The organism is Enterococcus sp. 3G1_DIV0629, assembly GCF_002141285.1.
GTDB lineage: Bacteria > Bacillota > Bacilli > Lactobacillales > Enterococcaceae > Enterococcus_B > Enterococcus_B lactis.
In genome coordinates this window covers 214,600-234,554 of sequence record NZ_NGLI01000001.1, presented here as the reverse complement: position 1 = coordinate 234,554, position 19,955 = coordinate 214,600, and the positions used below count along the sequence as shown (strand labels likewise).

Annotated in this window: 21 protein-coding genes; 6 read left to right on the top strand and 15 right to left on the bottom strand. The window is 37.1% G+C overall.

Annotation, left to right across the window (positions count from 1 at the left end; genetic code table 11):
• Window positions 1-181: 181 nt before the first annotated feature.
• Entirely contained in the window at window positions 182-1,696 is a 1,515-nt protein-coding gene (locus A5816_RS01110; protein ID WP_086310508.1) for a flavocytochrome c, read from the bottom strand.
• A gap of 138 nt (window positions 1,697-1,834) precedes the next feature.
• Here A5816_RS01110 and A5816_RS01105 point away from each other — a divergent pair, with 138 nt between their 5' ends.
• A complete protein-coding gene (locus tag A5816_RS01105) occupies window positions 1,835-2,641 on the top strand; it encodes a hypothetical protein (RefSeq protein WP_002340928.1) in 807 nt (268 codons plus the stop codon).
• A gap of 173 nt (window positions 2,642-2,814) precedes the next feature.
• On the opposite strand, the gene A5816_RS01100 is transcribed toward A5816_RS01105, so the two are convergent.
• The 5 genes from A5816_RS01100 to A5816_RS01080 all read right to left on the bottom strand — a co-directional run bounded on the left by A5816_RS01100 (window position 2,815) and on the right by A5816_RS01080 (window position 9,487).
• Window positions 2,815-3,384 carry an N-acetyltransferase gene (locus A5816_RS01100; protein WP_086310507.1) on the bottom strand — a complete coding sequence of 190 codons (570 nt, stop codon included), beginning with the start codon at window positions 3,382-3,384 and terminating at the stop codon, window positions 2,815-2,817.
• A 69-nt stretch (window positions 3,385-3,453) separates the two neighbouring features.
• On the bottom strand, window positions 3,454-5,517 hold the full coding sequence (locus A5816_RS01095; protein ID WP_086310506.1) for a bacterial Ig-like domain-containing protein: 2,064 nt from the start codon (window positions 5,515-5,517) through the stop codon (window positions 3,454-3,456).
• 264 nt (window positions 5,518-5,781) lie between these two features.
• Complete coding sequence (locus A5816_RS01090) at window positions 5,782-7,260, bottom strand: helix-turn-helix domain-containing protein (RefSeq protein ID WP_086310505.1); 1,479 nt, start codon at window positions 7,258-7,260, stop codon at window positions 5,782-5,784.
• A 298-nt stretch (window positions 7,261-7,558) separates the two neighbouring features.
• Window positions 7,559-8,494 (bottom strand): UDP-N-acetylmuramate dehydrogenase, encoded by a 936-nt coding sequence (gene murB, locus A5816_RS01085; RefSeq protein WP_086310504.1) that lies wholly within the window; start codon window positions 8,492-8,494, stop codon window positions 7,559-7,561.
• Window positions 8,495-8,566: 72 nt separating this feature from the next.
• Complete coding sequence (locus tag A5816_RS01080; RefSeq protein ID WP_086310503.1) at window positions 8,567-9,487, bottom strand: Gfo/Idh/MocA family protein; 921 nt, start codon at window positions 9,485-9,487, stop codon at window positions 8,567-8,569.
• A 112-nt stretch (window positions 9,488-9,599) separates the two neighbouring features.
• On the opposite strand from A5816_RS01080, the gene A5816_RS01075 reads away from it, so the two are divergent.
• Entirely contained in the window at window positions 9,600-10,352 is a 753-nt protein-coding gene (locus A5816_RS01075; RefSeq protein WP_086310502.1) for an exodeoxyribonuclease III, read from the top strand.
• A 621-nt stretch (window positions 10,353-10,973) separates the two neighbouring features.
• On the top strand, window positions 10,974-11,507 hold the full coding sequence (locus A5816_RS01065) for a 3'-5' exonuclease (RefSeq protein WP_002291442.1): 534 nt from the start codon (window positions 10,974-10,976) through the stop codon (window positions 11,505-11,507).
• Window positions 11,508-11,924: 417 nt separating this feature from the next.
• On the opposite strand, the gene A5816_RS01055 is transcribed toward A5816_RS01065, so the two are convergent.
• The 4 genes from A5816_RS01055 to A5816_RS01040 form a co-directional block, all read right to left on the bottom strand.
• Window positions 11,925-12,449, bottom strand: coding sequence for a GNAT family N-acetyltransferase (locus A5816_RS01055; RefSeq protein ID WP_002375316.1), 525 nt, complete (start codon window positions 12,447-12,449; stop codon window positions 11,925-11,927).
• The gene (gene tsaE, locus A5816_RS01050; RefSeq protein ID WP_002344487.1) at window positions 12,442-12,915 is read right to left on the bottom strand and encodes a tRNA (adenosine(37)-N6)-threonylcarbamoyltransferase complex ATPase subunit type 1 TsaE; all 474 of its coding nucleotides are present in this window, start codon (window positions 12,913-12,915) and stop codon (window positions 12,442-12,444) included. Before tsaE ends, A5816_RS01055 begins: the two co-directional genes overlap by 8 nt.
• A 124-nt stretch (window positions 12,916-13,039) precedes the next feature.
• A complete protein-coding gene (pta, locus tag A5816_RS01045; protein ID WP_002312157.1) occupies window positions 13,040-14,020 on the bottom strand; it encodes a phosphate acetyltransferase in 981 nt (326 codons plus the stop codon).
• Window positions 14,021-14,172: 152 nt separating this feature from the next.
• Window positions 14,173-14,853 (bottom strand): uracil-DNA glycosylase, encoded by a 681-nt coding sequence (locus A5816_RS01040; RefSeq protein ID WP_002308387.1) that lies wholly within the window; start codon window positions 14,851-14,853, stop codon window positions 14,173-14,175.
• 125 nt (window positions 14,854-14,978) lie between these two features.
• On the opposite strand from A5816_RS01040, the gene A5816_RS01035 reads away from it, so the two are divergent.
• Together A5816_RS01035 and A5816_RS01030 are read left to right on the top strand one after the other, a co-directional pair.
• Window positions 14,979-15,848 (top strand): Cof-type HAD-IIB family hydrolase, encoded by an 870-nt coding sequence (locus A5816_RS01035; RefSeq protein WP_002312156.1) that lies wholly within the window; start codon window positions 14,979-14,981, stop codon window positions 15,846-15,848.
• Between the two features lie 25 nt (window positions 15,849-15,873).
• Window positions 15,874-16,389: an LURP-one-related/scramblase family protein gene (locus A5816_RS01030; protein WP_002375323.1), complete on the top strand. Its 516-nt coding sequence runs from the start codon at window positions 15,874-15,876 to the stop codon at window positions 16,387-16,389.
• A gap of 227 nt (window positions 16,390-16,616) precedes the next feature.
• On the opposite strand, the gene A5816_RS01025 is transcribed toward A5816_RS01030, so the two are convergent.
• Both A5816_RS01025 and A5816_RS01020 read right to left on the bottom strand, forming a co-directional pair.
• Window positions 16,617-16,961: a hypothetical protein gene (locus A5816_RS01025; RefSeq protein ID WP_086310501.1), complete on the bottom strand. Its 345-nt coding sequence runs from the start codon at window positions 16,959-16,961 to the stop codon at window positions 16,617-16,619.
• Window positions 16,962-17,366: a hypothetical protein gene (locus A5816_RS01020; RefSeq protein ID WP_086310500.1), complete on the bottom strand. Its 405-nt coding sequence runs from the start codon at window positions 17,364-17,366 to the stop codon at window positions 16,962-16,964.
• A 403-nt stretch (window positions 17,367-17,769) separates the two neighbouring features.
• Between A5816_RS01020 and A5816_RS16455 the strand changes: the two genes are divergently transcribed.
• On the top strand, window positions 17,770-18,000 hold the full coding sequence (locus A5816_RS16455; protein ID WP_242480156.1) for a hypothetical protein: 231 nt from the start codon (window positions 17,770-17,772) through the stop codon (window positions 17,998-18,000).
• Between the two features lie 479 nt (window positions 18,001-18,479).
• Here A5816_RS16455 and A5816_RS01005 read toward each other — a convergent pair whose 3' ends face one another.
• From A5816_RS01005 to A5816_RS00995, 3 genes are all read right to left on the bottom strand, one after another.
• Complete coding sequence (locus A5816_RS01005; RefSeq protein WP_002346106.1) at window positions 18,480-19,046, bottom strand: N-acetyltransferase; 567 nt, start codon at window positions 19,044-19,046, stop codon at window positions 18,480-18,482.
• Between the two features lie 54 nt (window positions 19,047-19,100).
• Window positions 19,101-19,280 carry a hypothetical protein gene (locus A5816_RS01000; RefSeq protein ID WP_002308376.1) on the bottom strand — a complete coding sequence of 60 codons (180 nt, stop codon included), beginning with the start codon at window positions 19,278-19,280 and terminating at the stop codon, window positions 19,101-19,103.
• Between the two features lie 76 nt (window positions 19,281-19,356).
• Window positions 19,357-19,866, bottom strand: coding sequence for a hypothetical protein (locus A5816_RS00995; protein ID WP_002373973.1), 510 nt, complete (start codon window positions 19,864-19,866; stop codon window positions 19,357-19,359).
• Window positions 19,867-19,955: the final 89 nt, after the last annotated feature.

Sequence of the window (19,955 nt, the reverse complement as noted above, 5' to 3'; positions counted from 1 at the left end):
GAGACAAAAGTGTTCTTTACTTTTGTCCCACGCTCTTTTTCCGAACAAACGGTGTTCAATCAGCTGACCCTCGGTATTCGCTCAACAAACGGCAAAATATGAGGAACTATTTTGCCGTTTGTTTCTCTAATACTCAGGTCAAAACGCTGATTTCACAACCTCTTTTTATTTACGTTCTATTTCATTCATTTTCCGAAGCAAATCGAGCTGCTTGTATGCCCGCTTGTCGCCCAAAAATAATGATTTCTGCAACTGAGTTTCCACCGATCCGATTGTCTCCATGTAAGCCACCTGTGACTTCTCCGGCAGCATACAACCCGCTGATTGGCTGATTTTCTTTATCCAATACTTCGGTATTCGTATTGATTTTCACGCCACCCATCGTATAATGGATCCCTGGCGCGATTTTGATTGCATAATAATTTGGAGACGATAGATCATGTTCCATGGCTGTGGCACGATTGAATTGAGCATCTTTTTTCTCCGCAACATCCGCATTCCATCCATCAACTGTTTTTGCTAATGTTTCTTTTGGCAAATCAATTTTTTCTGCTAATTCTTCCATTGTTTTTCCAGTTGTGACATATCCTTTTTGGTCATAAAATTCGATGGCAGTGACACGATCACGCACGCCTTGATCAAAAATCAAATACGCTGATTTTTCAGGCAACGCTGTGATGGCTGCAGATACTTTATCCCTTGTATCCATTTCATTCACAAATCTTTTTCCTTCTTGATTCACCAAGATTGCTCCTTCTCCGCGAACCACTTCACCGATCAAGATTCCCTCATCCTGTTGCACGGTTGGATGAATTTGTATTTTATCCATGTCAACGGTTTGTCCGCCTAACTTTTCGATCATGGTAATACCATCTCCAGTTGATCCTTCTTGATTTGTCGTAATATAATCAGCTAAATCAGGACGATATCTTTCAATAAATTCTTTGCTAGCACCAAAACCGCCTGTAGTGACGACGATTGCTTTACCGGTGATTTTTTTTGGTTCTTCTCCTTGGACATGTACAGTCACTTCATTGACTGTTTCGCCATTTTTCTTAATATCTGTCACATCTGTGTTGACAAAAATCGGTATTTTTCGCTCATGGACGCTGTTCAATAATCCATCCACTAAATATCCACCGATAGCCGAGCCATCAGACGGACGATGCGTCCTCTTCTCACTCATCCCTCCAGTGATCGTTAAATTATCTAGTTTGATCCCATTTTGATCCAACCAATCGATTGCATCAGCAGAGTGATCGACAAAGTAACGAAGCATTTCTTTATCATTTGTTCCTCCGCCACCTTTTAGCGTTTCTTCATAGAATGCCTCATTTGAGTCTTCGATTCCCTCTTCTTTTTGGAATTTGGTTTCAGAAGCGTTCATTCCGCTTGATGATTTAGACGTATTTCCTCCGGCAACAGGCATCTTTTCGAAAATCACTGGGTTCAAGCCAGCATCTTTTGCTTCGATAGCGGCTGCCATCCCTGCACCGCCGGCTCCCACGATTACGATATCATAAGATTCTTTCATTTCTTTTGGATCAGTATATGCTTGTTCAGAAGCACCTGATGACACTTCGGCAGATTCCTTCGTACTAGAACTTGTCTGTGCTGTATTTTTCTGATCTGCGCCACATGCACTCATGGCAAGAAGCGAAACCGCCGTTAATAAACCAACAACTAATTTTTTCATGTTTATCCCCCTTTTCTCCTTATACCTATATTAAGTGATTTTTTTCACAATATCAACTCTGTTTTTCTTTAAGACATATAGTTTTGGTAAACACGCGCTTCTTAGTATAATTAAGGATATACATGAAGGAGTTATTTTATGAATCATTTGAAAACCTTTTTTACGAACAGTACAAAAACTGCTGGCAGAATCACAAATGGAATCTATATTTTATTACGTATCATCGTTGTTATTATGTTGGCTGATCAGATTTGGAACCAACATTGGGGAAATACGATGCTTTTATTATTGACACTGATTTTATTTGAAATTCCTTATTTCCTGGAAAAGATATTAAAAATACAGATTCCAAATATGTTAGAAATCATATTGTTATCTTTTATTTTCAGTTCAACGGTTTTAGGAGAATTAAGCGATTTTTATGGCTATTTTTCAATGTGGGATACTTTTCTACATGCATTCAGCGGATTTTTAGCTGGGGGTGTCGGTTTTTCACTTGTTTATTTGCTCAATAAAAATACAAAAACGATGAACTTGACTCCTTTGTTATTAGCAGTCGTTTCCTTTTGTTTTTCGATGACAGTTGGTGTTATGTGGGAGTTTGTTGAATTTTCAGCAGATAAATTGCTACAATTCGATATGCAAAAAGATACGATCGTTCAGCAAATCAATAGTGTGGAGTTAAGCAAAGACGGAAACACTGTCTATCATGTTCCTGATATCACTCGGACAATCATTGAAAGTCAGAATGCAGACGGTAAAACAGATAAAATAATCATCCAAAATGGTTATTTAGATGTGGGAATCATGGATACTATGAAGGATTTATTTGTTAATTTTATTGGAGCAGTCGTTTTCAGTATATTTGGTTACCTTTATAGTCGAAATGATTACCAAAAATTTACTTTCATCAAGAATTTTATTCCCAAAAAAATCAAACGATAAAAATACTAAAAAAATAAGAGAAGAGGCAGTGACAAGACTTTTGTCACAACCTCTTCTTTTTCGAATAAATAGCGTATCATCAGCTAGCCAACAGGATGAATTCAAAAACAGTAAGATAGAAAGAACTACTTTTCCGTTTTTCTTCTCATATTGTGAGCTGATTTCACCATTTTTTATTTATCTAATTTACTTAAAACCTGCATAACTTTTTCATAATCTGAATTAGGTGTGCCGTCTAGATTTTCAGCAATAAAAGAAAAACCCATTTTTTTATAAAGAGCAATTGCCTGATGGCTCCATGTCTGGGTGTGAAGATAGATTGGTCCATCCGTATGGAGGGTAGGAAATTCTTGTAAGACTTTAGCAGTCAATGCTTTTGCGAGCCCTTTTCCTTGGTAAATTGGTTTAACTGCCAACCAATGAAAAACCGGATACACTCGCTCTCTTGATTTCTTTCGCCAAGCGGTACAGGTTGCTACTTTTTCTCCATTTTTTGTCTCTACAAAAAACATCCTTCTTTCAAGTTCTTCAGGATAAGGAGCAAAGTTTTTTTGAAAATACTCAAGTGCTTCATCTGACGTTTGAAATTCCCCAACAGAAGTTTCAATCTCTGACCAAGCAGATTCGTCCCCTTTTTGATAGGTTCGAAATTTAAAGCCTTTCGCTAAAGGCGTCATTGGCACAGGCAGTTGAAGTGGTCTTGTCATCCAGATTTCTGCGTAAGGCAACGTTTTATCTAACATTTTTCTATCCCTCCTCGTATCCATTATGCCAAATAACTGATAACTCAGCTACTTATTTGACTATAACAATCAGAACCAGTCATCTGCGTCAAATTCATTTCGATTAGCGTATACCCATGTTCCTGCCATACCTCGCATGACATCTCCTAAAGCGGAAGAAGAAGGGACGCCTCCACCAGGTGCGGGTGTTCCCTGACTAGGAAGTGGTACTTGCGGCTGCAGATGCTCATTGGTGGAATCAATAGTTGACAAGCGCTTTTTCTTCGTTTCCTTGCAGTCATCTGATTCATTTTGATCTTCCGGCTGTTTAGCAACAATTTCTTTTTCCAATTGTTGTTCTATGTTAGACTCTAACATTTCATTTTCCGATTCAGAAACTTGTGGTACCAAATGATCTTCTTGCCCTATCGTTTGGTTAGATTCTGAGCTTTTTACAGATATTCTTGCTGGTTCTAGGCTTCTTGTTTGTTTTACTTCTTCTGTTGGAGAAACTGCATGAGCCATTTGTTGTTTTTTTTCTGACAAGCTTTCTTCTTGTCTTTTTTGTTCTTTTTGGTTTATCTGTTTGTTTAATGGTAAAACATGTAATAGCGACTGAGCATGGAGTTCTTGGAGTGAATACGGGTCATGATAACTATACATAATCGTAAAATCGCCTGTTTGTTTGGTCAAATAACCATCCTCCAATGGTTCTCCGTTGATTGTGACCTCTACATCCTTTGACGGTACGGGTTTACCTAAGGAGTTTGTTGCGGATTGGATCAACTCTTCTTTACTTATTTTTTCATTTGGCTGAGCAATAACAACGTGACCTTCTAATGAACTATTATCCGGTACATAAACATAAGTGAAGGTAATTTCCTCTCCTGATTGCTTCCTATTATTCATCAGTTCTGAGTGAAGGGCTTCAAGGATTACCGACCAGTTACTATTTCTGTCTAATCTGTTTGCTTGCATCCAGTCAGAAATAGAAGTGACTTTTCCGTCTTGTTCATAAGTCGACAAATCTACATTTGGCACTCGATCAGAAAATTCAGCAGATAGTTGTAAATCTGGAATAGGTTCTACACTACTTATGCGTGTTTCTGCTTGCAGTTCTTTATTCGTTTGACGATCAATAAAATGAGTGATGACAGTCGATGAAGCAGCAGGTGCTTCTACATAAACGACAACTGTTGTTTCCACCGCTTTTGATGTAAGAGGATCTACATAAGTTAATGCGACGGGATATTCTCCCGGTGTGGTAGGATCTACTGTCCCGCTCATTTTGATTTCTTCTTTATTCCCTGAAGTTCCATCGCTTTTTGTTACATATTCGATAAGCGCTTTAGGGTCGTAATTCTCTCCTGTTATTAGATGAAGATCTTTTCCTTTGATAGCTGTTTGATCAGCATGAACATGAATCACAGCAGATGCAGTCATTGTTTTTAAAGCAATTGGATCAAAATAAGACAAGTCAATAGTAGATACACCTGTATTGGTCGTGTCTATGATATTCCCATTGTTTGAAATTACTTTGGACATATCTCCTTGTGTTCCATCTGCATTCCTCAAGCTTTCTACCAGATTCGATATCGAAATTTTTGTCCCTGCCAGAACGTCGATTTCCTTTCCTTCGAACTGTGAATAATCTTTTCCATATACATAAGAGACTTGTGCACTTCCACCGTCCTTCACACCTGTCAAAGCATGATTTAAAATATCAATAATTTGTTTTAGCTGATCACCTTTTGTTGGATCAGTCATACCGGAAAAAATAGAAAGCGGCACGCTGCTTCCAGTTTCTGATGTCCATAATGTTTTGTTAGGAATTAACCAATAGTGGTTTATCGTTGGAGGATAACTGACTTTATTATAGGAATTCAAAGAAGGAAGTAGCTGTGTTCCACTTACATCAGTGAAAGTATGGGTAATAGTAATAGGGGAATCAGTCGTCTCAGAGACAGATGTACGTACGATCTTGATGGTTTGTGCCGTTGCCTGAACGGGTACATTCATATAGACACCTACAGATAAGCTGATCAGCATCGTACGCATCACAAATTTGACGTAGCGATTTTCAGAACACGATCGTTCTTTGTCTAAACGGCAAGCGTGTTTATTTAGTTTTTTAGGTTGTCTTTTTGAACACATTTATTCTTAGTCCTCCCTACTCTTGCCTCGGCATGAAGTAGTAATTTTCATAAGATGATTTTATTATATAGATAAAATCAAAAAAAGATGGTCCATTGGGACAATATTTTTCTTGATTTTTTATTGTTTCAAGAAAATCGGAATAATAACTTATGTACTTTTTAATTTTGTCAAGCAATAACTCTCGATATCTAGTCATCCTTTCTTTGAAAAAAACATAAATCAGCTAATAAATAGGTGAGACAAAGTTGTCCTCCATAAATATTAGCTGATTTTTTCAGTTAAATGTCTATTTTTTTCTCTGATAATGATATTCCCAAAATATTCCCAGTCATCTGGAGTCGGCGGATTTTTCCATATTATCTGCTCTTTGTTGAATTTTTCAAGCAAACAATCAGATAAATAAATATCCGTACGGGAAGTGATTCGACTTTCAATCACAATATTGTAATTTTTAAATCCCTTCACTTGAGAAATAATATAATCGGTATAGGCAGATCCTTGAGAAAAATCAATACAGACATGGATTGGTGCTTCAAAATAAGAGACTGGACAAATACCGACCAATAAAAAAAGATAATCATAAAATAAGCGAATCATGAAACGTTCATCTTTTTCCAAGAAATAACGTTTATTATCTTGTATAACATTTTGGATCGCTGTACTGAATATTGGATACGTTTCGAAGAAAAACTGCAACTGCTTTTTAGACGTAAAACTAGTCATCTCAAAGTCGAATATCCAATTTTTCCGATTGACATGCATCATCCCCATACGAAGTTCTTTTCGTATATGGAGTCTTTCTTCTTCAGAAACTTCAGTTGAAAATGGTAATTGATCAATCAATTCCACTGACATTTTTTGACTAATCATATGGATATCATGGAAATGAGCTTCTGCAAGTCCAAACGCACCATCTAATTCAAATTCTTCTTCCGTAATCAAAAATAACATGATATAAGAAATCTCATCAATAATCTGCTCTTTAGGGATATGTAGAAAAGAAATATGCGATAAATCCTTAATAATCTTCATTCCTTCTGAGCTCTTAAAGTATTCATCTGAAAAGAAACGTTTTCCTATTGGTTGATTTCCATAAATCCTCAACAAACTAACAGTAGTTAGCAAATTGAATTTGATTCGCTTTGTGGCAGACAACTTTAAATTGAACAGATATTCAAAATATTGCACGATACTCTTTGCTTCATTCATGACGCTTTCTCTAAATGGCATAGAAAAACCATTAAAGACCCCAAAATATACCCCAAATAATACGTTCCGTATGTTTATTTCTTCCCCAACTAATATGTTTTTCTTTAACTTTATTTGATGCTGTGCAAGAAAAGAGACTAATTCTCTTCTTTTTACATAAGCTCTTGATATGCTTAAAAAATGGTTCTCTGCAAATTTTTCAATTGTTACTTTTGAATCCACGATCTCCGTTAACAGTCGAGCAATTTTTGATCGTTGAAAGTAGATTCTTCTTAAATTTTTGATATCCGTCAAATTTAGCCGTTCAACATGAATCTCTCCTTCTTCTGAGATTTGGATCTCTGGCTTTGATTTGAATTCAAAAAATTCTTTATTTAATTCTATGATATAATTTCTTGTTTTAAATTTAGATAAACCTAATGTTTCATATAACTTAGACAACACGACGTAATTCTTTTTCTCAAATTCTAAATATCTGGCTAACAGCAGTTTTTCTCTATCTTCCTCTTCGATAAGGTAATCCAACTTCATATCCTACACCTCAAAAAAATGCCTCATACCAATCACTTGATATGCAGATGAAAGTTCATCTTTTCACCTATACTGATTTTATGATGGATTACACCTGTTTTTTCATCAGTTATTCTCATTTTTTATCTTTTTTTTGAGAATATTGCAAAAAATGGAAAAATTTACGGGAAAATATTCTATATTTTTTGTTTTATTGTGTTAAAATGTACAAGATTTGCACCATTTGCGTAAACAACCACAAAAAAGAGCAGGGCGTCCACCGTCCTGCTCTTTTACTTATTTTAAGTGCAATTACTTATTAATTCGCTAAACTTTTGCTTGTTTCTGATAGTGCTTGTTTCTCTCCAATGATCCGCACTTCTGTTTCTAAAGACACATCAAATTTTTCTTTGATTACTTCTTGGATGTGCGCAATCAATTCAATATAATCTGTCGCTGTCGCATGATCGATATTGACGATGAATCCAGCATGTTTTTCAGAGATTTGTGCACCGCCCCATTTCAGACCTTGCAATCCTGCTTGCTGGATCAGCTGACCCGTATAATGTCCTACTGGGCGCTTAAAGACACTGCCGCATGAAGGGTACTCTAATGGCTGTTTTGATTGACGCAATTCTGTCAACTCATCCATTCGTGCTTTGATTGCTTCATAATCCCCTGTTTGCAAACTGAATCGAGCTTCCAATACGATAGCACGTAGTTCTTGGACTTTACTGTGACGATAAGAAAATACCATTTCTTCTTTTGTCAAAGTTTTCAATGTTCCATCTTCAAGCAAAAGATCCACTTCAGCAAAAACATCTTTGATCTCTCCGCCATACGCACCTGCATTCATATAAACCGCTCCACCGACACTTCCCGGGATGCCGCAAGCAAATTCAAATCCAGTCAATGATTCGGCCAAAGCTGCATAAGTCGTATCAATCAGTGAGGCACCTGCTTCCGCAATGACCATCGTTCCTTTGACATGAATCTGTTTCATTTCAGTCAGCATGATGACTACACCACGGATCCCGCCATCTTGAACGATCAGATTGCTTGCGTTTCCTAGTACCATCCAAGGTATATCATGGATTCGGCAATAATCGATGATTTGCTTTACTTCTTCTTGCTTTTTCGGGAATGCAAGGACATCAGCTGGTCCGCCTGTTTTCGTAAACGTATAGTTCATCAATGGTTCATCAAACAATAAAGTGATCGTGGCTAAGCTTTCAACTATTTCTTCTTTATTCACTGAGGATTTTCCTTTCTTTTCTCAAACGTCCCCATTATTCTATCACGCTTAATACAATCTTGCCAGTCTTGTTCAAAGTTGATGACGGTAGTGCTCTTTAAGCACTTCCTCGCATAATTCATGACTTCTTACTACTTCTTGCTGTTTAAGCAGTTCTGCTTCCCGTTTACCTGAACGTACCTGAGATAAGAAGGCCTCTACCATTGGCTCAAACCCGCGTTTGACTAGCGTGTTCGTCCAGTCGCCAAATTCTTTCACCTTTTTTCCATCAGCATCTTGAATGACAAGCTGGGTCAGGTCGCTTACTTCATAAGTACCATTCTTACTTGTTACTTGATATTTTTCTGTATTAGCACCACTTGCCAAATCCATCGTTAATATAGCCGTTTGATTTTGTGTTTCTAATTGTAAAATGGCATATTCCAAATATTCCTTTGTTTCTCTTATCTGATATTTTGTACTCAAAATGGGTTCATCCAATAAATACACCGCTGTATCAATGAGATGTAAAAATAAATCATAAAGGACGAATTCTGTCGTCTCTTTTGCCGCTATTCGATTTTTTTGCAGTTGGATCAGCCGCTTCTCTGGGATACGTTTCAATTCTTCTACCATAGGAGCAAAGCGTCGGTTAAAACCGACCATCAAGATCAATTGGTTCTTATCAGCCAATTCTTGCAATTCACGCACTTCGTTTAGATGGACACTCAACGGTTTGTCAATATAAACATGGATACCATTTTCTAGACATCTTTTTGCTAGCTCATAATGTACTTTTGTTGCTGCGTGAATCATGCATGCTTCGATTTTTTCTTCTAAAAGCTCATCGATCGTTTCATATAGATGTTGGAACCCATATTCTTTTTGGATTCTTTCTTTTGTTTCTTTATTTCGTGTTGCAAAATAAAAATCAACTGTTCCTTGTTTTTTCGCATAAGTTGGTAAATATGCTTTTTCTGCAATATTCCCTACACCGATTACACCAATCTTCATCGACTTTCCTCCTGGATCATTTAGTTACTTTCATCTTACACCATTTTTTCCTAAAATGAGGTACAATAGTATCGCAAAGGTAAGGAATTTAATTCGAAGGAGTGTGCTTTTATTGAAATTTATCTCTTGGAACGTGAACGGGCTTCGTGCCATCGTAAATAAAAATTTTTTAGAAGTTTTTCATGAGTTAGACGCCGATTTTTTCTGTTTGCAGGAAACAAAGCTCCAAGCAGGACAGATTGATTTAGATCTTCCTGGTTATTATCAATATTGGAATTATGCGGAACGAAAAGGCTATTCTGGTACAGCCATTTTTGCTAAAGAACCTGCATTGAATACCACTTACGGAATGGGTATCGATATCCACGACACAGAAGGCCGTCTGATTACTTTGGAATATTCCGATTTCTTTCTTGTAACTTGTTATACGCCAAATTCTCAAAGTGAATTGAAACGTTTAGATTACCGATTAGAATGGGAAGAAGCCTTTTATAATTATCTAGAAAATTTAAAGAAACAAAAACCAGTCATCGTTTGCGGGGATCTAAACGTCGCGCATCAAACGATCGATTTGAAAAACTGGAAAACGAATCAAAAAAATGCTGGATTCACTCCAGAAGAAAGAGCGGCTCTTTCTCGACTGTTGGATAACGGGTTTATCGATACATTTCGTTATTTTTATCCAACTCAAGAAGGTGTTTACTCTTGGTGGAATTACCGATTCAATTCAAGAAAAAACAATGCTGGTTGGCGGATCGATTACTTTTTGACGAGCAAAGATTTAGCGCCAAGACTGGCTGATGCAAAGATCCATACGGACATTATGGGCAGTGACCATTGTCCAGTAGAATTAGATTTGAAATAAAGAGGTTGTGAAAAAGCTGTTTAGTTTCGAGTATGAAGAAAAATTTTGTGAAAATGGCTTTCCACATTTTTGCATAAATTTAGCTTAATACCGAGAAACTGGCTTTTGAACACCGTTTATCAAGAGGTTGTGAAATCAGCGTTTTGACCTGAGTATTAGAGAAAATAAACGAAAAAATAGTTCCTCATATTTTGCCGTTTGTTGAGCTAATACCGAGGGTCAGCTGATTGAACACCGTTTAAGAAAGAGGTTGTGAGCCTGCCGTTTAACTCTGAGGCACAAGGAGCAATTTCAAAAAACAGCTTCTCATGTTTGTTGGATATTGTGACTTGTGACCGAGGAGTTGGCAGGAGAACACCGTTTATCAAGAGATTGTGAAATCAGCGTCCTGATCTGAGTATTAGAGAAAGAAAACGGCAAAATAGTTCCTCATATTTTGCCGTTTTGTGAGCTGATACCGAGAAGTCATGATCCTCTCGTCTAACTCCGAGTCGCAAGGAATGAGTTCAAAAAATAGCTTTTCTCTACAAAAACTACATAAAAAATCCTATGTTTTTTGTTAAAACTATTTGTTTTTTTCAAAAGTATGTTACAGTAATTTCCCAAGGAGGTTTTACAGAAATGAATTTTGTTGCCATGGATTTTGAAACTGCCAATCATCAGCCTTATAGCGCTTGTTCTCTTGCGTTAGTCATGGTAAAAAACAGCCAAATCGTCGATGAATTCTATACATTGATACAGCCTGAAACTCCTTTTTTCTGGCGAAACGTCCAAATTCACGGAATCCATCAAGAAGACGTACGCAATGCGCCAAAATTTCCAGAAGTCTGGCAAACTATCCAACCATATTTTCAAAAAAATCGTTTAGTCGTTGCACATAATGCTGCTTTTGATACAAAGGTCTTAGCAGGTTGTTTAGATTATTACCACCTCGAACAGCCTAATTATCTTTCTTTATGTACAGTGAAAAGCAGTCGTCGCTTGTTCCCTGAATTTCCAAATCATCGATTGAACACTGTGTGCGAAAATTTGAACATCCAATTAGATCATCATCATGATGCATTGGAAGATAGTCGTGCGTGTGCGGAAATCCTGCTTTATCAAGAAAAAAAATTCGGGACAGATCCATTGAAAAAACTCGTGACTATAAAGTAAAACAATCATTTACTTATGAAACGCACAAAGAGGTTGTGAAATCAGCGTTTTGACCTGAGTATTAGAGAAACAAACGGCAAAATAGTTCCTCATATTTTGCCGTTTTTTGAGCTAATACCGAAGGTCAGCTGATTGAACACCGTTTACAAAGAGGTTGTGAAAAAGCTGTCCTGCATCAAGTAATAAGAACAGCCAAACAAAAATAGCTCCTCCTATTTTTCGTTTGGTTGGGCTTATTACCGCAGATGCAAGCTTTTGAACACCGTTTAAGGAAGAGGTCGTGAGCCTTCCGTTCAGCTCCGAGTCACAAGGAGCAATTTCAAAAAACAGCTTCTCATGTTTGTTGAATGTTGTGACTTGTGACCGAGGAGTTGGCAGAAAAAGATTGACAGTTTCTTAACTCTTTTCTTATTTTTTCTATTCAATCAAATAACTCATTTTATATACATCTAAAAATTCACCTAAATCTGTTCTTGCCCCTCTAGGCATGACCGCTTCAATTTGGAAACCCATTTTCTGGTAAAGGTGTACGGCTCTTTCATTACGAACTTGAACATCCAGCTCCAATCGAAAAAGTACACCCATTTCCTTCGCCCAATTGATGATTTCTTCTAACATAAGAGTACCTAGTCCCATTCCCCAATATTCCTGCAGGATACTGATACCGACTTCTCCCACGTGAGATAAACGAAATTGACTGTCTGCTTTGACTGATGCTGTTCCAACAATCGTCCCCTCATTGATAGCAAGCAGCAATAAATTATTGTTGCTTTCGTACATATAACCCAACTCTTCTGCTAAAGTTTCTGGTGGTAAAAGAAGTTCTGCTTCATCTAAAGCTAAAAATTCTGTCTCGCTATTGACTTGTTCCATCATCGAAAGAATATCTTTTGCATCTTTTGGCACTGCTTCCCGCAAGATGATTCCAATTTCTTCACTCATGGTTTTCAACCCATTTTTCTAGGATTCGCTGTTTGAATGTTTCACTTTGTTCCCCATATGAGACTAATTTCACATAACGCTTTTCTAAATCTGTATCACTTTTTTCTAAAATCAGTTCCAAATAATCTTCTGGCAGTGCTTCTTCTAATAGATTTCCCCATTCGACAACGGAAAGCCCATCTCCTTCAAAATATTCATCTAACCCTAAGTCAGCTCCGCTAGCTGCTACCCGATAAATATCCATGTGATACAACGGAATCCTGCCTTGATTATATTCTCTAATAATCGTGTATGTCGGACTTTTGATCATTTGCGTTATTCCCAGTCCTTGGGCGATACCTTTCGTCAATGTTGTTTTACCCGCACCTAGATCACCAGTCAATATCAGATTATCACCTGGCATGGCGGAATGACCAATTGCCTCTGCAAATTGTTCTGTCATTGTTAATCCTGATAGTTCGATCATTTTTCATCTTCTCCCGCTCTTCTTTCTTTTTGCCAGTATATCGCGTAATGAAGTTTTTTTAAAGAAAAAAACGAACTAGTCAAGAACAGCAGCTGCCGTTTTTGGACTAGTCCGTGTGTATTTGTTAATCAATCAATGTTTGTGCTGCTGTGATAATCGATAATTTATATACGTCTTCTTCATTTGCTCCACGAGACAAGTCAGAAACCGGCTTGTTCAAACCTTGCAAGATTGGTCCGATTGCTTCAAAGTTACCGAAACGTTGAGCAATTTTATAGCCAATATTTCCTGATTGCAATTCTGGAAATACAAAGACTGTTGCTTGCCCAGCTACTTCTGAATCTGGCGCTTTTAGTTGTGCAACTGAAGGAACATAAGAAGCATCAAATTGCAATTCGCCGTCGATCAAATATTGCGGTGCTAGTTTTTTAGCGATTTTAGTGGCTTCAACTACTTTGTCTACTTCTGGCGATTTCGCTGAACCTTTTGTCGAGAAGCTCATCATCGCCACTTTTGGTTCGATATCGAACAGTTCAGCTGTTTTTGCAGAATCTACAGCGATTTCTGCCAATTCTTGTGCAGTTGGATTCACATTGATCGCACAATCAGAAAAGACGTATTTTTCTTGGTCTCTTCCACGTACCATGATCATCGCACCACTTGTTCGACTGACACCAGGTTTTGTTTTGATGATTTGAAGTGCTGGACGAACAGTGTCACCAGTCGAATGGATTGCTCCAGAGACCATGCCGTCTGCAACACCCATATACGTAAGCATCGTGCCAAAGTAATTCACATCTTTTAAAATCTTTTCTGCTTGTTCTTTGGATGCCTTTCCATTTCTACGTTCGACAAAAGCATCTACCATTTCATCCCACTTATCATAAGTATCAGGACTAATGATCGTAAAGCTAGATGTTTTGATTCCTCTGGCATGTGCTGCATTTCTTATTTCTTCTTCGTTTCCTACTAAAATGGGTTCCACCAGTTCTTCTGCTTTCAACCGGGCAGCTGCACCTAAAATTCGAGCATCAGTAGCTTCCGGGAAAACGATTTTGATCCCACGGCGAACAATCTTAAATCTTAAACTATCAAACAATTCCACAAGATGACCTCCAGACGTTTTTATATGTATTATCATACACTATTCCATAAAAAAAGAACAGTTTATTTTATCTGTATCAGTCAAAAATGCTGGAAAAATGAAGTTTTTCACATACATGGCAAACTGCGCTATAACAGGAAAGCGCTGTTTTATTACACTGTTTCAGGCAGCTGCCAATCAATCGGTTCTTCTCCTAACGCAAGGAGTGCATCATTCGTTTTTGAGAAGGGTTTGGAACCAAAAAAGCCACGGCTTGCAGATAGCGGACTGGGGTGTGGAGATGTAATGATGATATGACGGCTCTTATCGATCATTTTGATTTTTTCTTGCGCCGGTTTTCCCCACAAGATAAACACGATTGGTTTTTCTCGTTCATTTAATTTTTCAATGATCGTGTCTGTTAATCTTTCCCAACCTTTCCCGCGATGTGAATAAGCTTGCCCTTCCCGAACAGTAAGAACAGTGTTGAGTAAGAGGACTCCCTGTTTAGCCCATGATACTAGGTTCCCATGTTGAACAGGTACGATACCAAGATCATCATGCAGCTCTTTGTAGATATTTCTTAAAGATGGCGGGATCTTCACGCCGGGCTGCACAGAAAAAGATAATCCATGAGCTTGGTTTTCTCCATGATAAGGATCTTGTCCTAAGATCACTACTTTGACTTCTTCATAAGGAGTCAATTCCAACGCTTCATAGATATGATACATATCTGGATGGATCTTTTGGGTCGCATATTCTTTCTTTAAAAATTCTCTTAGATGCAGATAATAATCTTTTGAAAATTCTGAGGACAAAACTTCTTGCCAACTGTTATGAATGATTTCTTTCAAAACCTCCACCTCCTAATAAAAAGAATAACTCACATTTTCTTCAATCACAAGGGACAATCTTCCCCCTCAGCACTTGATTAATATGGTAAACTAGGAACAAGAAGCAGAAAGGAACGATAATCATTATGATCAAATTAATTGCATCAGATATGGATGGTACATTATTAGATGCCCATATGAGTGTTTCTCCTGAAAATGCCGAAGCGATACGTTTTGCAAACGATGCCGGCGTTGAGTTCATGGTCGCTACTGGACGAAACTATCAAGAAGCTCGCGCCGCTTTGGATGAAGTAGGAATCGATTGTGCGATGATCACTTTGAACGGGGCACAAGTATTTGATAAAGAAGGAAATTCCTTGTTTACCGTATCCATCCCAAATAATCAAGCAACCTCTGTTTTGGATATTTTAGACGCTAACGGTATTTACTATGAAGTAGCAACCAACGATGGTCTTTATTCTGAAAATCAAGCGAAGCGGATCGAAAGCTTTGCTTCCATGGTCGCTACCCATTTACCTCACCTTACGTATAAAATGGCGATTGCCATGGCCTCAGCTAAGCTGGAGTTGTTGCACATCACATATGTAGACAGTATTCGTACCATTCTGGAAGAAAAGAATCTGGAAGTCTTGAAAATCATCTGTTTTCATACAGAAGGACCTGCTGTGTTAGGACCAGTTGGTAAGCAGATTTCTCTTTTAGGCGATTTAGCTGTCACTTCTTCTGGTCAAAACAATATTGAAGTGAACCATAAAAACGCTCAAAAAGGGATTGCCGTTGCCCATGTCGCACATGAGCGTGGCATTTCTTTAGAAGAAGTCATGACGATTGGTGATAATTTCAATGATGTCAGCATGTTGCAAGTGGCAGGAGTCAGTTTTGCAATGGGAAATGCAGAAATCGAAGTAAAAGATTATGCCAAATATACAACGGACACGAACCTTGAATCTGGCGTAGGAAAAGCCATATTGCGCGCGATTGCAGAAGACTTATAGTTTTATCTAGAAAAGAGGGATATGGATGTCAGAATTTTTCATTCAGGAAAAACAGCTTGGACGTGCAACTCGGACAATCGTCAAAAACGAAAAAGGGCATTCCCTGTTTTTGATGGTTGGTCGCTGGGGAACAAAGGGCGATGCGTTGTCTCTTTATGCCATGAATGGCGATCTTGTTGCCCACATCAAGCAAATAAGCCTGACATTCGGTACGCGTTTTGAGCTGTATAAGGAGTTCGAAAAAGTGGGAACCATGCAGAAAATATTCAATTGGCCCGGTGATTTTTATTATATTCGTAGGCTTCACTGGACAGTCCAAGGTGATATCTATAATCATCAATATCAAATCCATCATTTCAATCAACAAATCATGAAGATGGATAAAGCTACGCTTTTTTCAGGAGATTACTATGTACTGGATATCTCAAATGATGAAGATGCTCCTGTTTGTATTTGTATTGCTGCGGTTTTAGATTACTGGCTTTACCGAAAGAATAAAAACAAAGAAAAGCCTTTATCCTATCGATTTGATGTGAATTAGAAAAAATAAAAGTAGCATGAAAGCAAGCCAACAATAAACAACCTCAAAATTTAAGTCAAAATGAAGAATCTACGATATTGGGAGTCGTTACTTGATCGAGTAACGACTCCCAATATTTCTTATCAATAATAGAAAATACCAAAATTCCCCACGAAGCAGAGGTATTCAAACACTCTTGATGAACTAAAAAAGTGCTGTTTCATCCGTCTATATTCTCCTATCACATATTAAGACTTTAATCGACCGATAGGACATCCTCCATTCGATCTGACCGTCCCTCTGTATATCCCTACATACCAGAATCTTCCTGTAGCAAAATCTTTGTCGTAAGACCAACTTTGTAAATATAATTGCCCACAATAAATACCATCATTATATATAATTGTATTTGTTAGACCGCTTAAAGTAGCCGATCGTCTTGTATGGTAGATAACTTTACTACCTCTGCTATTGATAGTACTCATTACCTGCTCAGCACTTAAATCATTTGTATCGGCATAGATTTTTTGTGAAAAAGCGGTTAATCCCCATATAACCATTGTTAAAATAAATAAGTTCTTAAAATTTTTCATTTATATATCTCCTTCCCTGAAATTTATTTTTGAAAGAATCGGTAAAGGTAAGGAATGGTGATAAAAATATCCCTCATAATATCCTCGAGTTCCATTTGAAACAGGCATTTCCCTATATTTTCCAAGCCAACCTCGATAGGCTCCGGATTGGAAGAATGCAACAGCTGGAGCAGGATTTCCAGTCGTTGTCCATCCACTTGTCCAATAACGTGTCAATATAGCTTGCGGAGAAATAGTGATAAACTTCATTTGATTGAAATCAAAAATAGTAGTTTCTACAATGTGAGAAGGAGCATCCTCACCATAGCTAAAATCTTTTGCTTCAGCATGGACACCGTTATTACTTAATAAAAAAACAGCAACGGACAGTAAAAAACAACCAGATAAAAAAACATTTTTAATCATAAAAAACCTTCATTTATATTTTTACACTCTGATTTATAAATAGAATTTTTATGCACATCAAACAAAACTTCAATTATATTACCATTATTTTATAAATATGGTAAAATATTAGAAAAATAGAGATTTAAGGAGAGGAGCACATGAAAAAAAGTTATTAAAAAGAACTATTTATACATCACATTTGTTATTATTATTCATAATCAGCGGTTGCAATTCGAATTACAATAAAATAACTTATGTCACAATAGAACAAATTACAGCTAATGGAACCTTACAAACTAGAGGAACTTATATTTTAGATAATGGGTATTTAGAAATCAGTAAAGAATTTAAACAAAATATAAATTTAAATACCTCTCCAACAAAATTGTTAAGCGAAACCGATCGACTGTTACTGGCTGAAATGATTAAAGAAGACTTTCCTTCCGAAACTATTTCTACTGATAATCCAGAATTACTGCAAAGTTTCAACAGGAAAGTCAAAAATGGAAAAGTGGAAATCGATTCTGATAATAAAAAAACTTATCTAATCGGAAAAGATTACAAAAAGGAATTTACATGGGTAGCTGACAATCAAGCAAGGCTAAAAGATTCATTCGGAGTCGAATACAATTTTACAACAGATAGCAAATAGGACTGTGACAAAAATCGTGTCACAGTCCTTTATTTCGAATAAACGGCGTTCAATCAGCTGACCCTCGGTATTAGCTCAACCAACGGCAAAATATGAGGAACTATTTTTCCGTTTGCTTCTCTACTACTCAGGTCAAAACGCTGATTTCACAACCTCTTGATAAACGGTGTTCAAAAGCCAGTTTCTCGGTATTAAGCCAAATTTATGCAAAAATGTAGAAAGCCAGTTTCACAAAATTTTTTCTTAATACTCGAAACTAAGCGACTTTTTCACAACCTCTGATTCACGGTGTTCCAGAAGTAGCTTCTTCGGAAATAAGCCGAAATTTTACAAAAATTTGAGAAGCAATTTTCGTAAATTTCTTCTTATTTCTTGAAGCTGACCACTTCTGTCACAACCTTATTAAAACCTATTCAATTTTTAGTAACAATTATTCTTCTTTACACTATTATTATTTTTTTACTATTTGACCATTTAAATCAATTTAATTTCTTTTGCATATGATCATAAAGATGACCACTGATCATCCGCTGACCGACCACTTTGAAGCCATGGCGTTCATATAATTTTTTAGCCTTTGGATTTTTTTCATCCACACTTAGTCCGATGACGGAGCGATTCGCTTTCTTCGCCAATTTAGGTAATGCTTCTAATAATCGTGAACCGATGCCTTGCCCTCTAAAATCTTCTGATACACTGATAGAATCCAAATACCATTCATTGGGAAACGTTTCTTTATCAATGAACAAACGTGTAGACGCATCTAACTGATATTTTTCTAAGATAGGTACTAGTGGCTGATCGATGATTGCTTCTTCTTCATCTGTATAACCGTAAGCAACTCCTGCAACTTTACCGTCTATTTCTTCTACGATACCTCGTGAATAACTGTAGCGATAATTAGGATCAGTGATTGCTTCTTCTAAAATCTCTAAAGTCTTTTGTTCCCCTGTCTGCTTCAAAAATGGCAATTCCATGTCTTTTAGAATTACTAAGATCAATGGGGCGATTTCTGGAGCATCTTCTTTTCTCGCAAAACGAATCATAGTTTCCTCTCCTTTTCTCCATTCTAACATGCAGAAAAAGAAATCGCAAAATCGTTATTTTAAAAAATCTTCTATCTTTTCAGTAATGAAATAACCATGAGTAACGATTCTTGCCGCTTCAGTTCGGCAATAAGGGCAGACGATTGGCATTTCTTTATCATTATGTTCGACTACATTATTGACTTCTTCGTATGCAAATTTTTTCCCGCAATTAGGGCATTTCATTTTTTCCATGTTATCTCAACTTCCTTTCATCTTTACCCTCTTAGCTTACTCTTATATTGAAAAAAAGAGAAGCAATAGCCTCTTTCTATGCAGATATCCATACCTGTTGAGTCTGTTTTCCATCAATTAATTGGACTTGATAATACGGACGTTCATCTTTAACTACAATCGCCCACTCTTTCACTTTTGCTTTTTTCCCGTAGTAGCTGACTGCTTCTTTCATCGCTACTTGCGGTTGCTTGAACTCTTCCGTTTTTTCTATATCAAATAGAGGTTCTGCTGTTTTTTCTGTATGATTCCTTACAGTTGCTTTCCCAGTGGACGGATTGACTGCTATGACTTGTCCTTCACAAAAAAACTGGTATTCATATGTTGCATTCGTAGGATTATCCAATTCTTTTTCCACTGCAAAATGGATAGAAGATATATTGTGTTTTTTTATTTCTTTTTTAGCGATTGCTGCTGCTTCGTTCAATGAGATCCGATATTCTTGATCACTAATATCATCCAAGTGAAAAGCGGCGCTGAGCAATCCTGTCATACCGGTAATCAATATTACGATGAGGGCAGCAGCACCAAACATCATTTTTTTCATTCTTCATTCTCCTGTTTCTTTTTTTTAAAGAATATCAAGAAATGAACGAACGAAAAATCGAATGAAACGAAAAAAAAGTGACAATTTTG